Source organism: Streptomyces sp. NPDC087428 (assembly GCF_044744085.1).
In the GTDB taxonomy this organism is placed as follows: domain Bacteria; phylum Actinomycetota; class Actinomycetes; order Streptomycetales; family Streptomycetaceae; genus Streptomyces.
In genome coordinates this window covers 289,547-304,085 of the sequence record NZ_JBIUXR010000009.1, presented here as the reverse complement: position 1 = coordinate 304,085, position 14,539 = coordinate 289,547, and the positions used below count along the sequence as shown (strand labels likewise).

The 14,539-nt window shown below is 73.1% G+C and carries 13 protein-coding genes and 1 riboswitch; of the genes, 11 read left to right on the top strand and 2 right to left on the bottom strand.

Annotated features, from left to right (window positions below; translation table 11 throughout):
- Positions 1–156: 156 nt before the first annotated feature.
- The 5 genes from ACIO3R_RS21030 to ACIO3R_RS21010 all read left to right on the top strand — a co-directional run bounded on the left by ACIO3R_RS21030 (position 157) and on the right by ACIO3R_RS21010 (position 4,903).
- Positions 157–417, top strand: coding sequence for an acyl carrier protein (locus ACIO3R_RS21030; protein ID WP_402107620.1), 261 nt, complete (start codon positions 157–159; stop codon positions 415–417).
- Positions 414–1,637 (top strand): beta-ketoacyl-[acyl-carrier-protein] synthase family protein, encoded by a 1,224-nt coding sequence (locus tag ACIO3R_RS21025; RefSeq protein WP_385032074.1) that lies wholly within the window; start codon positions 414–416, stop codon positions 1,635–1,637. Before ACIO3R_RS21030 ends, ACIO3R_RS21025 begins: the two co-directional genes overlap by 4 nt.
- A gap of 77 nt (positions 1,638–1,714) precedes the next feature.
- Positions 1,715–1,903, top strand: a riboswitch (cobalamin riboswitch).
- Between the two features lie 35 nt (positions 1,904–1,938).
- Positions 1,939–3,012: an ABC transporter substrate-binding protein gene (locus ACIO3R_RS21020; RefSeq protein WP_402107617.1), complete on the top strand. Its 1,074-nt coding sequence runs from the start codon at positions 1,939–1,941 to the stop codon at positions 3,010–3,012.
- A complete protein-coding gene (locus ACIO3R_RS21015) occupies positions 3,009–4,118 on the top strand; it encodes a FecCD family ABC transporter permease (protein WP_402107614.1) in 1,110 nt (369 codons plus the stop codon). Before ACIO3R_RS21020 ends, ACIO3R_RS21015 begins: the two co-directional genes overlap by 4 nt.
- The gene (locus ACIO3R_RS21010; protein WP_402107612.1) at positions 4,115–4,903 is read left to right on the top strand and encodes an ABC transporter ATP-binding protein; all 789 of its coding nucleotides are present in this window, start codon (positions 4,115–4,117) and stop codon (positions 4,901–4,903) included. Before ACIO3R_RS21015 ends, ACIO3R_RS21010 begins: the two co-directional genes overlap by 4 nt.
- Positions 4,904–4,999: 96 nt before the next feature.
- Here ACIO3R_RS21010 and ACIO3R_RS21005 read toward each other — a convergent pair whose 3' ends face one another.
- On the bottom strand, positions 5,000–5,959 hold the full coding sequence (locus ACIO3R_RS21005; protein WP_385346152.1) for a PRC and DUF2382 domain-containing protein: 960 nt from the start codon (positions 5,957–5,959) through the stop codon (positions 5,000–5,002).
- Positions 5,960–6,365: 406 nt separating this feature from the next.
- On the opposite strand from ACIO3R_RS21005, the gene ACIO3R_RS21000 reads away from it, so the two are divergent.
- From ACIO3R_RS21000 to ACIO3R_RS20975, 6 genes are all read left to right on the top strand, one after another.
- Positions 6,366–7,166 carry an IclR family transcriptional regulator gene (locus ACIO3R_RS21000; RefSeq protein ID WP_385032089.1) on the top strand — a complete coding sequence of 267 codons (801 nt, stop codon included), beginning with the start codon at positions 6,366–6,368 and terminating at the stop codon, positions 7,164–7,166.
- A gap of 113 nt (positions 7,167–7,279) precedes the next feature.
- A complete protein-coding gene (locus tag ACIO3R_RS20995) occupies positions 7,280–8,947 on the top strand; it encodes an OPT/YSL family transporter (RefSeq protein ID WP_385346150.1) in 1,668 nt (555 codons plus the stop codon).
- Between the two features lie 74 nt (positions 8,948–9,021).
- On the top strand, positions 9,022–10,086 hold the full coding sequence (locus ACIO3R_RS20990) for a hypothetical protein (protein ID WP_402107607.1): 1,065 nt from the start codon (positions 9,022–9,024) through the stop codon (positions 10,084–10,086).
- 93 nt (positions 10,087–10,179) lie between these two features.
- Complete coding sequence (locus tag ACIO3R_RS20985) at positions 10,180–11,481, top strand: alpha/beta fold hydrolase (RefSeq protein ID WP_402107604.1); 1,302 nt, start codon at positions 10,180–10,182, stop codon at positions 11,479–11,481.
- Between the two features lie 51 nt (positions 11,482–11,532).
- A complete protein-coding gene (locus ACIO3R_RS20980; protein ID WP_402107601.1) occupies positions 11,533–12,258 on the top strand; it encodes an adenosylcobinamide amidohydrolase in 726 nt (241 codons plus the stop codon).
- A gap of 55 nt (positions 12,259–12,313) precedes the next feature.
- Entirely contained in the window at positions 12,314–13,222 is a 909-nt protein-coding gene (locus ACIO3R_RS20975) for an NAD(P)-dependent oxidoreductase (protein WP_402107599.1), read from the top strand.
- Between the two features lie 44 nt (positions 13,223–13,266).
- Here the strand turns inward: ACIO3R_RS20975 and ACIO3R_RS20970 are convergent, their stop codons facing one another.
- Positions 13,267–14,532 (bottom strand): sulfite oxidase, encoded by a 1,266-nt coding sequence (locus ACIO3R_RS20970; RefSeq protein WP_402107596.1) that lies wholly within the window; start codon positions 14,530–14,532, stop codon positions 13,267–13,269.
- Between the last annotated feature and the right edge of the window lie 7 nt (positions 14,533–14,539).

The window sequence follows — 14,539 nt, the reverse complement described above, 5'->3', positions numbered from 1 at the left end:
TGTCGCGGTGGTGCCCCGGGGCACGCGGCCACTGAGGCGAATCGGTTCGCCGCAAGGCGTAACTGGACGGACTCTGCTCAGTTACTCCGGCGTCGGGGCGGTGAGAGGCGCCGCCCCTTACACCCCCGCCGGACGGGCATGATGGAGAGGAAGACCATGAGCGCGATTCACCCCACGATCACCGAGGTACTCAGCCGTACCTTCAGGGTGCCTGTGGCCGAGATTCTCCCCGAATCCACGATGGACAGCCTGGACATGGACTCCCTGGCAGTCGCCGAGTTCGCCGTCGTCATGAGGGAGGCCCTCGGCGTCGAGCTGGACCCGGACACCCTGCACAGGGACACCAGCCTCGCCGGGCTCACGGAGTTCCTCCGGGTGGCGGCCGGCGGCGAGGCCCCGGCGAGCGCCGCCCGATGAAGACGCCGGCCATCGCCGTCACCGGCCTGGGAATGATCACCCCGGCCGGCAACGACACCGAGTCCACCTGGGACGGCGTGTGCGCCGGGGTCAGCCCGGCCCGCACCGTCCCCGCACTCGCAGGGTGCGCGATCGACTTCGCCTGCACGGTCGACGGCATCGACCTGGACGCCGCGGTCGGTCGCCGTACGGCCTTCCGCATGGGCAGGTACACCAAATTCGCCGTACTCGCCGCGCGGGAGGCGGTAGCCGACTCGGGGCTCGACCCGGGCGGCTGGGACGGCAGCCGGGTCGCGGTCGTCGTCGGCACCAGCAGCGGCGGTTCCGCCGGTCTCACCGATCAGGCGCTGGTGCTGGAGCGGCGCGGACCCGAGGCGACCTCGCCCTCCGGGATCCTGCTCACCATCCCGAACATGCCGGCCGCCGAGATCGCGATCGAGATGGGCGCCACGGGCCCGAGCCTGGCGCCCTGCACCGCCTGTTCGTCCGGGATCACCGCACTGTCCGTGGCCCGGGACCTGCTCGTCACCGGGCAGTGCGATCTGGCGATCGCGGGAGCCACCGAATCGACCCTCTTCCCGATCGCCATGACCGGATTCGCCAGATCCGGCGCGGCCGCCCACGCGGACGGGGACCTGTCCCGGCTCAGCCGGCCCTTCGCGGCCGACCGGGCCGGGCTCGTCATGGGGGAGGGCGCCGCCGTCATGGTGCTGGAGCGCGCGGCCGACGCCGAGGCCCGGGGCGCCGAGCCGCGCGCACTGCTCGCGGGCACCGGCGCCACCACGGACGCCCACCACCCCACCAGCCCGCACCCCGACGGGCGGGTCGCCCAGGCCGCCGTCGAGGCCGCGCTGCGCGACGCGGGCTGGCAGGCCGCGGACGTCGAGCACATCAACGCCCACGGCACGGCCACACGGCGCAACGACGCGGCCGAAGCCGCGCTCATCGGCCGGGTCTTCCCGCACCGGCCGCCGGTCACCGCGCCCAAGGGCGTACTGGGCCACTGCATGGGCGCGGCCGGAGCGATCGAGGCGGGACTGACGATCCTCACCCTCCAGCGCGGAATCATCCCGCCGGTCGCCAACCTGGACGCGCCCGCGCCCGGGTTCGACATCGACTGCGTCACCAAGCAGCCGCTGGTGCTGCCGGTCCGGCGTGCCGTCAGCCACTCCTTCGGATTCGGTGGACACAACGCCGTGGTCGCGCTCCTGCGGCCCTAGCGACCGGGCCGGTGGAGGGGGCCGGGAACCCCGCCCGTTCCACCGGCCGCACCGCCGCTGAGCTGCGCGGAAGCCCGTGGTAGCGTGCCGGGGCCAGTCGAACTCCACGTAGGGGTCAGGGAATCCGGTGCGAATCCGGAACTGACGCGCAGCGGTGAGGGGGACGGGCGGGGCCAACGGCCACTGGGAGACCCATGGGTTCCCGGGAAGGCGTCCCGACCGTACGAACCCGAGTCCGAAGACCTGCTGGCACCCGCGGTCCGGCACCGGGTCGCGGAACTCCGTACACCGGGCCCCGCGCATGGGCCCAGAGACGCCGAGGTACTCCGTGCCGCCCATAGCCGGCCACGCCCGCTCCGCCGCCCTGCTCACGGCCGGAATCGTCCTGCTGACCGCCTGCGGCGGTGGCGGTGGCGGTGACAGCTCCGCAGCCAAGCCCAACGGTGGCGAGGGCTATCCGGTGACCCTGAAGAACTGCGGGCGCACCGTCACTGTGGACGCCGCCCCGCGCCGGGCCGTCCCGGTCGACCAGGGGTCCACCGAGATCCTCCTCTCGCTCGGCCTCGCCGACCGGCTGGCCGCCACCGCCACCTGGACCGACCCGGTGATGAAGGGTCTGGAGAAGGCCAACGCCGGTGTCCCGAGGATCTCCGAGAACCGCCCCTCGTCGGAGAAGGTCCTGGACCAGGAGCCCGACTTCGTCAGCGCCTCCTTCGAGTCGACGCTCGCCAAGGGCGGCGTCGCTCCCCGGGAGCAGTTCGAGAAGCTGGGCGTCCCCACCTACGTCTCGCCCGCCGACTGCACCGCCAAGGACAACAGCAAGGACGGCGACGGAGTCCGGACCGGAGCGCTGACCATGGACAGCGTCTACGGCGAAGTGCGCGACCTGGCGAAGGTGTTCGGCGTTCCTGAACGGGGCGAGAAGCTCGTGGCTGAGCTGCGTGCCCGGGTACGGAAGGCCACCGACGGCATCGACGCCTCCGGCGCCACCCTGATGTACTGGTTCGCCAACGCCGAGTCCCCGTACCTGGCGGGCTGTTGCGGGGCGCCCGGCGTCATCACCCGCGAGCTCGGCGCGAAGAACGTCTTCGACGACACCCATGAGGAATGGCCGCAGATCAACTGGGAGACGGTCGCCGACCGCAACCCGGACGTGCTGGTCATCGGCGATCTGACCCGGAAGTCGGAGACCGCCGAGAGCGCCTCGCGGAAGATCGCGTTCCTGGAGTCCAGCCCCGCCACCAAGAACATGGACGCCGTACGGCACAAGCGCTACGTGCTGCTCAGCGGCCAGGCCATGAACCCGTCGATCCGTACGGTCGAGGGCGTGGAGCGCGTCGCCGCCGGGCTGCGCACCTTCGGGCTCACGGGGTGACGGACACCGAACAGGCCGCGGAGACGGGGGAGCGCGTACTCCCCGCGGCCGGTGAGCGCGGACGTCCCGGCATCAGAGGCATCGGGGGCATCCGCGGCATCCGCGGTGGACTCCTGTGGGCCGGTGGGTTCCTGCTGCTCGTCCTGTCCGTCGCGGTGGCCGTCACCATCGGCCCGGCCAGGATCTCCGTCGGCGACGTCCGGGACACGGTCGCCGCCCACCTCGGGCTCGGGGAGTCGCCGCTCAGCCCGATCCGCGACGGCATCATCTGGAACCTGCGGATGCCCAGGACCCTGCTCGCCGCCGTCTGCGGCGCCGGGCTCGCGGTCTGCGGCACGGTCATGCAGTCGCTGCTGCGCAACCCGCTCGCCGACCCGTTCGTCCTCGGTGTCTCCTCCGGGGCGTCGACCGGCGCGGTCGTGGTCGTCGTGCTCGGGGTCGGCGGGGGAGCGGTGTCCCTGTCGGCCGGCGCGTTCATCGGGGCGCTGTGCTCCTTCGCGCTGGTCCTGCTGCTCAGCCACACCCTCGGTGGCAGCACCGACCGGGTGGTCCTGTCCGGGGTCGCGGCCATGCAGCTGTTCTCCGCGCTCACCTCCTTCGTCGTGATGACCGCCGCCGACGCCGAACAGACCCGCGGCGTGCTGTTCTGGCTGCTGGGCTCGCTCGGCGGCGTCGGCTGGACCGATGTGTGGACCTGCTCCGCCGTGCTGGCCGTCACGCTGCTGATCTGCCTCGGCCATGCCCGTACGCTCGACGCCTTCGCGTTCGGCCAGGACGCGGCCGCCACCCTCGGCGTCCATGTCGGGCGCACCCGGATCGTCCTGCTCTGCACGACCGCGCTGCTGACCGCCGCACTCGTCAGCTCGGCCGGCGCCATCGGCTTCGTCGGCCTGGTTCTCCCGCACGCGGCCCGCGCGCTCACCGGTTCCGGGCATCGCAGACTGCTCCCGGTCACCGCGCTGGCCGGGGCCGTGTTCCTGGTCTGGGTCGACACCCTCGCGCGCACCGTCCTCGATCCGCAGGAGGTTCCGGTGGGCGTCGTCACCGCCCTGATCGGCGTGCCCGCCTTCGTCCTCGTCCTCTACCGCACCCGGCGGTCGGCATGACCCCGCCCACCCGCGGCGGGCTGCGGGCCGAGCGGGTCAGCCGGGAGGCGGGCGGCCGCCTCATCCTGGACGGGGTCTCACTGGCACTGCCGCCCGGCGCGACCGTCGGGCTGATCGGCCCGAACGGCTCGGGGAAGTCGACCCTGCTGCGGATACTGGCCGGGGTCCTCGCCCCGGACGCCGGCACGGTCACCCTCGACGACGATCCGCTGGCCAGGATCGGCCGCCGCACGGTGGCCCAGCGGGTCGCGGTGGTCGATCAGCACTCCCTCACCCAGGTCGAGCTGAGTGTCGTGGACGTCGTACGCCTCGGCCGTATCCCGCACCGCCGCGCATGGTCGGCGGCGACGGCCGCGGACGAGGCCGCGGTGGGCGAGGCGCTGGAGCGGACCGGTCTCACCGGCCGCCGGGACCAGTCCTGGCACACCCTCTCGGGCGGTGAGCGCCAGCGCGTCCAGATCGCCCGCGCGCTGGCCCAGCAGCCGCGCGAACTGCTGCTGGACGAGCCGACGAACCACCTGGACGTCCAGCACCAGCTGGAACTGCTGTCCCTGGTCACCGCGCTTCCGCTGACGGCCGTCATCGCCCTGCACGACCTCAATCTGGCCGCGATGTTCTGCGACCGGATCGTGGTGATGAACGCGGGCCGGGTGGTCGCCGGTGGAGCCCCGGACGAGGTGATCACCCAGGAGCTCATCGCGGAGGTCTACCGGGTCAGGGCCGTCGTGACACCCGACGGCCCCGAGGGGCGGCCCTCGGTGCGCTTCTGCCCGGGGCGGCCCTGACCGGGGGGCCCGCGGCACACGAGAGGGCGGACCCCGTGGTGCGGGTCCGCCCCTCGCTCCTGTCCGGTACGGCCGGTCCGGCGCGGTGCGCGGGGGTCAGCGGCGCCGTCCCTGACCGAACTCGCCGCCCATGTCCTTGCCGCCGATGTCCTTGCCGTCCTTGGTCATGCCGTCCGCGTAGTCGATCTGCTCCTTGCGCAGTTCCGCGGAGACTTCCTTCTGCTCGGTCACCTTCTTGGTCTCCATCCGCACCCGCTCGACCGGCACGGTCTCCTTCCGCATCGTGGCGCGCTCGGCGTGCAGGGTGACCTCCACGTCCTGTTCGTTGATGTCCGAGCGGGCGGCCTTGTCGCCGGGCTTGAGCGGTTCGCGCACCACGCGCACCTCTTCGTGCGACACGGGCACGGTCCGGGTGACGTTCTCGGTCACGACGTACTTGTGCAGCCGGGCCCTGCCGCTCTCGTACTCCTCGGTGCCGATGCGCAACTGCTCCTCGGAGCGGATGAGTTCCTCCTTGCCGTTCAGGCCGGCGGCGGACCGTTCTGCGCCCGCTCCGGCCAGCGGCCGGGCCGTACCGGAGGTGTCGGCGTCCCGGTGCTTGCCCGTGCCGGCGCCCATGGCCCCGGCTCCTGCCCCGGCGGCCGCGCCCGCTCCGGCCGCGCCCATGGTTCCGGTCCCGGACGTCGTCGGGGCACCGGTGCCGGCGGCACGGTCGCCGAGCTTGCCGCCGGTGTTCCTGGTCAGTCCGTAGTGCCGGTAGAGCTCTTCCTCCTCGGAGACGGAGAGATGAGCGTCCGCGTCCACCCGGGGGGCTTCCTTGACGCGGTCCTTCGGATGGGAGATGTGCAGGTCGGAGCCCACGCGACGGGCTCCGGCGAGAGGCACGAAACTCTCCTTCATACCGAACAGGCCGGTCTTCACCGTGATCCAGTCCGGTCGGCCGGTGTTGTCGTCGACATACACCCGCCCCACGTTGCCGATCTTCTCGCCCGCGGTGTCGTACACCGTCAGGCCGTCGAGCTCTCCGGAATCCGTGAAACCGTCAGCGGCTCCCATGACCGATTCCTCCTACCCCGGGCGCGTCCTGTGGGTGGGTCCAGCAGGGAAGGCGCGTCCGGATTCCATCGCGCCTCACCCGGATGGACGCTGCAACTTCCCGGCCGGTGGGGTCGGGGTGCCGTACCCCCGGCGCGTGGGCGCAGGCCCCGTGCGATGCCGCTGTGGGCCGTAAAGCCGAGTTAGGCCAATCGAGTGACGGGCGGGCGGCTGCGGCCCGCACGGTGGGCCACCGGTGCGCGGTCCTCCGTCACCGCCCCTGAGCAGGCCGTTCCCGCCGCGAGGCGAATTTCCGGCAAACCCTTGACACCCGTTGGGCGTGGCAGCATCCTTTCGCCAGAAATCGCAACGCCGTTGCGATTTGCGCACCGACAGATGGACGAAGCGGACGAAGGAGGCCCGGCCCATGGCTGAGCGCGGCACGGACACAACCACCGCGGCCCGCGACGGACAGCAGGCCCCCGGCGTGCTGCAGACCGTCGACCGGGCCCTGCTCGTTCTGCTCACGTTCACCGAACAGCGGCCCGAGTGGGGCGTCAGCGAACTGGCCCGCCACCACGGCTGGGACAAGGCGGTCGTCCAGCGCCTGCTCACCACCCTGAGCGCGCGCGGCTTCCTGCTCTGCGACGACAACAGCCGCCGCTACCGCCCCGGCCCGGCCCTTTCCCGGCTGGCCAGGGTCAGCGAGCACAGCGGAGTGCTGTCCTCGATCTCCCGGCCGATACTCGCCCGGCTCCTCCGCGAGACCGGCGAGAGCATCGTCCTCAACGTCCCGCACGGCGGCAGCTACCGCTGCGAAGCCGCCGTCGACGGCACCGGACCCGTCCGCTACACGGCGATCATCGGCGCCGTCATGCCCGGTCACGCCGGGGCGTCCGGGCACACCATCTTCGCGTACCACCCCGAACGCGAGATCCGGCAGATGTTCGGCGCCACCGGACTGACGCGCTTCAACGACCGCACCATCACGGAGCTGGACGCCCTGCTCACCTGCTACGCGCAGGTCCGCGCCGACGGGTACTGCATCAGCCACGGCGAGTACGACGAGGCCGTCACCGCGGTCTCCGCCCCCGTCTTCCAGGGCGACGGCGTCCCCGCCTCCCTCACCGTCATCGGCCCGTCCCACCGCGTGGACCGGGCCGCCGGCACCCTCGTGACGCTGGTACGCGCCGGAGCGGCGGAGATCACCGCCGCCCTCGGCGGCTGAACCAGCCGGTCCTGCCCCGCCCGCGGCCTCCCGTCATGCCGCGCGCCCCGGCTCCGCCCTGCCGCGGAGACCCGGACATGCCTCCCAGCCCTGCAAACCGAAGGGGGTGCCCCATGGCGCACCACGTCTCCGCGCCGCACCCTGCCCCGCCGCCGTCCGCCCCCGACGAGCCCCGGTCGCACCCCAGGGTCATGGAACCCGTGCTGCTGGTGATCCTGGTGGTGCTCTCCGCCGTGGGAGCCGTCATCGGCATCGACCTGGTCTCCAAGCTGGGCATCTCCGCCAACACCTCGGTCGTCGGCGCACTCGTCGCCATGCTCATCGGCCGCATCCCCCTGGGCTTCCTGCGCCGGATGCGGTCCGTGCACCGGCAGAACCTCGCCCAGAGCGCGATCTCCGCCGCCACCTTCGCCTCCGCGAACGCCCTGCTGACATCCGTGGCCGTGCCGTACGTCTTCGGGCGCACGGACCTGGTCTGGCCGATGCTCGCGGGCGCGTTCATCGGGCTCGTCGTGGACGCCTGGGTCCTCTACCGCGCCTTCGGTTCCCGGCTGCTGCCCGCCGACGCGGCCTGGCCGCCCGGCACCGCGGCCGCCGAGACCATCAAGGCCGGCGACCGGGGAGGGCGCCGGGCCCTGATCCTGGCGGGCGGCACCGCGGTCGGCCTCGCCGGAACGCTCTTCAGCCTGCCGCTCTCCGCCGCCGGGGTCGCCTTCCTGGGCAACGTCTGGGCGCTGATGATGTTCGGCATCGGACTGATGCTGCGCCAGTACGGCCCGGACCTCTTCCACACCGATCTGGGCGCCGGATACATCCCGCACGGCGTCATGGTCGGCGCCGGCGTCGTGGCACTCGGCCAGGCCGTGCACCTGCTGCTCGGTCGTCGCGAGCGCAAACGAACCGCGGCCGTCGAGGAGGCCCCGAGCGCCGCGCCCGTCGAGGTGGCGGACCCGAGCACCGCGTACACCGTCGACGAACGCGCACTGCGGCTCTCCCTGATCCGCGGCTATGCACTCTTCACCGGGGGCGCGGTGGTCCTCGCCGTGCTCGGCGGGCTGATCGGCGACATGAGCCCGCTCGGCCTCGTCGGCTGGGTGCTGTTCGCCGCCTTCGCCGCACTGGTGCACGAACTGATCGTCGGCCTCGCCGCCATGCAGTCCGGCTGGTTCCCGTCCTTCGCCGTCACCCTGATCTTCCTCATCCTCGGCCTCGCCATAGGCATCCCGTCGGTGCCGCTCGCGCTGCTGGTGGGATACGTCTCCGCCACCGGCCCGGCCTTCGCCGACATGGGGTACGACCTCAAGGCCGGCTGGCTGCTGCGGCGCGAGCACCGCCCCTGGGACCCCTTCGAGCGCGAGGGCCGCCGCCAGCAGTTCCTGGCCGCCCTCATCGGTTTCGCGGTCGCCCTCGCCGTCGTCGCCCTCGCCTGGCGCTCGTACTTCGGGCAGGGGCTCATCCCGCCCGTCGCCAAGGTCTACGCCGACACCATCAAGAGCGGGCTCAGCGACCCGGACGCGGTGCGCACCATGCTCCTGTGGGCCATCCCCGGCGCCGCCATCCAGCTGATCGGCGGCACCCGGCGGCAGATGGGCGTCATGCTCGCCACCGGCCTCCTCATCCTCACCCCGCAGGCCTGCTGGCTGGTCCTCGGCGCCCTCGTCGTCCGGGTCGGCTACCGCAAGCTGCGCGGCCCGGCCGCCGACGAGGAACTCAACCTGGTGGGCGCCGGGCTGATCGCGGGCAGCTCGCTCGGCGACTCGGCCCAGATCCTCAAGACCTGACGGCCCCGCCACCCCTGAACCACTTCCCGCACCACCGCACCACTCAGCACCACCCGCACGGCAAGGAGATCCCCATGGACATGTACAGCAGGCTCGAACCGCGTCCCGAGTACCTCAGCTTCGAACTCGCCCTGGCCGCCCGCAAGCTCGTCGAGGAGGTCATGCTCGTCAAGCGCGGCGAGCACGTCGTCCTCACCGGCGACACGAGCAGCGACCGCCGGGTCATCGAGGCCACCGCGCAGGCCGTCGCCGCCGCCGGCGCGCACCCCGTCGTCGTCTGGTACGAGACGCTGCCCGGCGCCTCCATGGAACCGCCCCGGCCCGTCGCCGGAGCCATCGCCGACGCCGATGTGTGGATCGAGTTCGCCGTCTCGTACCTGATGCACTCCGACGCGTTCCGCACCGCCATGGCGAACGGCTGCCGCTACACCAACCTCACCGCGATGGACGTCCAGATGCTGGTCGCCACCGTCGGCCGCCCCGACTTCCAGGGCGTCATACGCCTCGGCAAGGCCCTCGTCGCCCTCCTGGAGGCCGCCGACGAGGTCCGGATCACCTCCGCCAACGGCACCGACCTGGTGGGCCGCAACGGCGACCGGCCGATCAACCTGCGCGGCAAGCCCGCGGAGAAGCCCGGCGAGACGGTCATGCTGTCCGGCCAGATCTCCTGGAACCCCCTCGAAGAGACCCAGGAAGGCGTGCTCGTCTTCGACGGCGCCCTGTGGCCGCCGGACGAGATCGGCCTGCTGCGCTCCCCGGTCCGCTGCACCGTCGAGAAGGGCGTCGTCACCAAGATCGAGGGCGACGCCGACGCGGACACCTTCCGCCGCTGGATGGAGTCCTTCGACGACCCCAACATGTTCCGCGTCGCGCACTGGTCGCTCGGCTTCAACCCCGGCGTCCTCGCCCCGACCGGCCGCATCGTCGAGGACGAGCGCGTCTTCGGCTGCGTCGAACTCGGCATCGGCACCAAGGGCGCCTGGATCGGCGGCGAACCGTGGGTCTCCGCCGCCCACACCGACGGCAGCGTCCTCGGCCCGTCCATCTACCTCGACGGCGTCGCCATCGAGGAGAACGGGCGCTACGTGCACCCCGGCCTCGTCGCCATCTGCCGCGACCTGGGCGTCGCAGGCTACTGACCTCCCGGGCGGGCCCGCACCCCCGGGTGCGGGCCCGCCCGTCACCCGTGAAACCGTTCCGCGACGCGAGATACGCGACGTGAGAGGAGCGCCATGCCCACCCCAGCACCCGTCACCTACCGCCACGGCGGCCTGGTCTGCACCGACCACACCCTCGATGTGCCGCTCGACCACCGCACCCCAGAGGGCCCCGCCATCACGCTCTTCGCCCGCGAAGTCGTCGCCGAGGGCCGCGAGAGCGAGGACCTGCCCCGTCTCCTGTGGCTCCAGGGCGGCCCCGGCGGCCGCGCCGAACGCCCCAACGCCGCCGGCGCCTGGCTGCGCCGCGCGCTGACCGAGTACCGCGTCGTCCTCCTCGACCAGCGCGGCACCGGCCGCTCGACCCCCGCCGACCGGCGCACCCTGGCCCGCTTCGGTACCGACTCCGAGGCCGCCGCCGGATACCTCGCGCACTTCCGCGCCGACTCGATCGTCCGCGACGCCGAACTCCTGCGCCGCCGGCTCCAGGGCGAACAGCCGTGGAGCGTGCTCGGCCAGAGCTTCGGCGGCTTCACCACGCTCACCTATCTCGGCCTCGCCCCCGAAGGGCTCACCCGGGCCTACATCACCGGCGGACTGCCGACCCTCACCGGCCACGCCGACGACGTGTACCGCGCCGCCTACGCCCGCACCCTCGCCCACAACGAGCGCTACTTCGCCCGCTACCCGGGCGATCAGGCCCTCGCCGACGCCGTTGCCGCACACCTGGACACCCACGACGTCCGGATGCCGACCGGTGAACGCCTCACCGTGCGCCGCTTCCAGACCCTCGGCATCAACTTCGGCACCGCGGCCAAGTTCGACGCGCTCCACTACCTCCTGGAGACGGCCTTCACCGACGGCGCCGAGGGGCCGGAGCTGACCGACACCTTCCTGCGGGGTGTCGACGCCGCCGTGTCCTTCGCCGAACGCCCCCTGTACGCCGCACTCCACGAGCCGATCTACGCCCAGGACGGCCGCCCCACCGACTGGTCCGCGCACCGCGTCCGCCAGGAGTTCCCCGCCTTCGACGCCACCGCCGGGGGCCCGCTCCGGTTCACCGGCGAGATGGTCTACCCCTGGCAGTTCGAGGAGGACCCCGCGCTCGTCCCGCTGCGCGTCGCCGCCGAGGCGCTCGCCGCCCGCACCGACTGGCCGGCCCTCTACGACCTGGACCGGCTCGCCGCCAACGAGGTCCCCGTCGTCGCCGCCGTCTACCACGACGACATGTTCGTCGACCGGGAGCACGCCCTGGCCACCGCCGACGCCGTACGCGGCCTGCGCACCTGGGTCACCGACGCCTACGCCCACGACGGGGTCAAGGCCGACGCCGCCGTGCTGGACCGGCTGATCGCGATGGGCCGCGCCGAGGCCTGAACGGACACCGGGGGCGGGGCACCGATCGAGGGCGCCCCGCCCCCGACGCATATGATCCACGGGACCAGGGACCGATCACCGGCCCGCCGCGCCACCGAGGGGTGTCCCATCCGTTCCGTACGCATCCGGCTGCCCGAACAGCGCGGTGAACTGCTGACCCGGCACGAGGACGGCGTGGCCCTGCACCATCTGGTGTGGCGGCTGGGGCCCGGGTGGCGGGTGTGCAGCAGCGCCGTGCTCGGCGGCGGTATCGGCCCGCGCGACTGGATCCTCAACGCCCAGGTGCCCGGCGGCTATCCGCGGCTGGACCCCGACCGCCACCTCGCCGAGATCGCCGAGGCCGAGCACCTGACCGGGCCCGGCGCCGGACTGATGACGGCCGCCGATGTCGCCGCCTGCACGGTCGCCGCGGACGAGGGCGTGACGGCGACCGCCACCTGCGGCCTCGGCGTACGCGGCTGGGCGGCGGCCCCCGCCGAGGACACCGCAGCACCGCCGCGCCCCGGCACGGTCAACATCGTCGTCGTCCTCCCCGTGCCGCTCTCGGACGCCGCACTCGTCAACGCCGTCGCCACCGCCACAGAGGCCAAGGTCCAGGCCCTCCTCGACGCCGGACTCGACTGCTCCGGCACCCCCACCGACTCCGTCTGCATCGCCGCCCCCGCACCGGGCGCCGGACCGGGCGAACCGTTCGCCGGGCCCCGCTCGCGCTGGGGCGCGCGACTCGCCAGAGCCGTGCACGCTGCGGTACTCGAAGGCGCGCTCCCGCAATCCTGAGCATCCGAAACGCCGCGAGCCGACCCCGGCGCGGCCGACGAAGGGAATCGCCCTCATGAGCGCAGCAACAGCCGACGCCACCCCGCAGCGGCCGGTCGTCGCCGTCCTCGGCACCGGAATCATGGGGTCGGGAATGGCCCGGAGCCTGCTCAGGGCCGGGCTGGAGGTCCGCGCCTGGAACCGTACGCGGGCCAGGGCGGAGCCCCTCGCCGCGGCCGGCGCCACCGTCACCGACACCGCCGCGCAGGCCGTACGCGGCGCCGACGTCCTCCTCACCATGCTCAACGACCAGACCTCCGTCGCCGCCGCGCTCACCGCCGCGTCCGACGGGGTGCACCGCGGCCAGGTCCTGCTGCAGAGCTCCACCGTCGGACCGGACGCCTCGGTCGAGCTGGCCCAACGCGCCGCGGACCTGGGCCTCGTCTACCTCGACGCCCCGGTCTCCGGAACGAGGCAGCCGGCGGAACAGGGCGCGCTGACCGTCTTCGTCTCCGGACCGTCCGCCGCCCGCGGGGTGGCCGCACCCGTGCTCGACGCGATCGGACAGCGCACGGTCTGGGTCGCGGAGGAACCGGGGGCCGCCTCCAGGCTGAAGCTCGTGGTCAACACCTGGGTGATCAACATGGTGGGCGGCGTGGCGGAGTCCCTCAACCTCGCCGAGGGGCTGGGCGTGGACCCGCAGCTGTTCCTCGACGCCGTGAAGGGCGGCCCGCTCGACTCCGGCTATCTGCACGGTAAGTCCGCCGCGGTCCTGTCCGGCGACCTCACCCCGAGCTTCGCCCTGAGCACGGCGCTCAAGGACACCCGCCTCATCCTCGACGCCGCCGAGCGGACCGGCGTACGGCTGGATCTGACCGCGGCCTCGGCCGCCCGCTTCGAGCGCGCGGAAGCGGCCGGGCACGGCGGCGAGGACATGATCGCCACCTACTACGCAGGCCGGGCCCCGGAACAGGACGGCGGCTGAGTCCCGCGCAGCCCGGTGGGGGCCGGGCGGCCCCCACCGCCGCGTCAGACGACCCGCACCTCGTGCCGGACCACGGCGTCGAAGAGATAGCCCTGTGTGTTGGGGACGGCCGTCTCCGGCTGGGTGCGGCCCGACCGGTCCGTCGCCCGCGCCAGCAGGACGGCCGGTCCGCGGTCCCCGGGCACCCAGTCGGCCGACCAGCGCACCCAGCTTCCGCTCCGCGGCTCGTCGCGCAGCCGGGCGCGACGCCACCGCGCACCTCCGTCGGTGCTGACCTCGACCGTGCGCACCGGTGCCCCGCCCGACCAGGACCTGCCCGTCAGCACATGGCGCCGGCGGGCGCGGAACGAGGCCCCGGGCGTCACCTCGAAGGCGCTCTTCAGCGTCTGCCGGGTCAGCGGCGCACTGCCCTCCGCCGGATAGCCGGGCCCGAACAGCCGGTACAGGCCGGTGTTCCACGGGGACAGTAGCGGCGACGCGCTCACCTCGATGTCCCCGACCCACTTGATGTTCGCGACCCCGACCCAGGACGGCACGATCAGACGTACCGGATGGCCGTGGTCGGGCGGCAGCGGTTCGCCGTTCATCTCAAGGGCGAGGATGACGTCGTCCAGCGCCTTCGCGACCGGCAGCGGCCTGCGGACCCGGCCCAGGCTGATCCCGTCGCTGACCACCTCGTCGTCCAGCCCGCGCGGCAGCACGTCCACCGCGTTCCGGGTGATGCCCGCGCGGCGCAGTACATCGGCGAGCCGCACCCCGCGCCAGCGGGCGGTACCGATCGCGCCGAGGGTCCAGGCCGTGCCGCTGACCTGCTCGTTCTGCTGCGTCGTGTAGTAGCTGCGGGCGTTGCCCGCACACTCGACGAACGAGGTGACGGTGGCCGTGGGCAGCGCCCGCAGCTCGTCGTACGTGAACTCCACCGCCGGGCCCCGGAGGCCGTCGCCCCACACCTTCAGCCGCCAGCCGGACGCGTCGATTCGCGGGGTCGTGGTGTGGTTGCGCACGAAGAAGCGGTCGGCGGGAGTGAGCAGCCCGGTCGGGCGCAGCGCCGCGAAGTTGGTCTCGGCGTTGGTGCCGCGCACTGTGAACACCTCGGGCGGCAGCGGCTTCACGATGCCGGGGGCGGCCGCCCCGGGCGCCGCCTGCGCGGGGGCCGCGAGACCGGCGGGCAGCCCGGCGGCTGCCGAGGCGGCCGCCACCAGCCGCAGCAGATCACGGCGTTCGATACCTGCGGAGCGGGCGGCGCCTCGCGACCACTGACGCAGCCGCATCCCGTCGTACGCGTCCTCGGACGGCGGAACGGATCTCATGAACAAC

Bases quoted from the DNA above. Each gene is read 5' to 3' on its own strand.
- ACIO3R_RS21030 (WP_402107620.1), top strand. From the start codon at position 157: ATGAGCGCGATTCACCCCACGATCACCGAGGTACTCAGCCGTACCTTC.
- ACIO3R_RS20970 (WP_402107596.1), bottom strand. From the start codon at position 14,532: ATGAGATCCGTTCCGCCGTCCGAGGACGCGTACGACGGGATGCGGCTG.
- ACIO3R_RS21025 (WP_385032074.1), top strand. From the start codon at position 414: ATGAAGACGCCGGCCATCGCCGTCACCGGCCTGGGAATGATCACCCCG.
- ACIO3R_RS20990 (WP_402107607.1), top strand. From the start codon at position 9,022: ATGGACATGTACAGCAGGCTCGAACCGCGTCCCGAGTACCTCAGCTTC.
- ACIO3R_RS21020 (WP_402107617.1), top strand. From the start codon at position 1,939: ATGGGCCCAGAGACGCCGAGGTACTCCGTGCCGCCCATAGCCGGCCAC.
- ACIO3R_RS20985 (WP_402107604.1), top strand. From the start codon at position 10,180: ATGCCCACCCCAGCACCCGTCACCTACCGCCACGGCGGCCTGGTCTGC.
- ACIO3R_RS21005 (WP_385346152.1), bottom strand. From the start codon at position 5,959: ATGGGAGCCGCTGACGGTTTCACGGATTCCGGAGAGCTCGACGGCCTG.
- ACIO3R_RS20975 (WP_402107599.1), top strand. From the start codon at position 12,314: ATGAGCGCAGCAACAGCCGACGCCACCCCGCAGCGGCCGGTCGTCGCC.
- ACIO3R_RS20980 (WP_402107601.1), top strand. From the start codon at position 11,533: ATGATCCACGGGACCAGGGACCGATCACCGGCCCGCCGCGCCACCGAG.
- ACIO3R_RS21010 (WP_402107612.1), top strand. From the start codon at position 4,115: ATGACCCCGCCCACCCGCGGCGGGCTGCGGGCCGAGCGGGTCAGCCGG.
- ACIO3R_RS21000 (WP_385032089.1), top strand. From the start codon at position 6,366: ATGGCTGAGCGCGGCACGGACACAACCACCGCGGCCCGCGACGGACAG.
- ACIO3R_RS20995 (WP_385346150.1), top strand. From the start codon at position 7,280: ATGGCGCACCACGTCTCCGCGCCGCACCCTGCCCCGCCGCCGTCCGCC.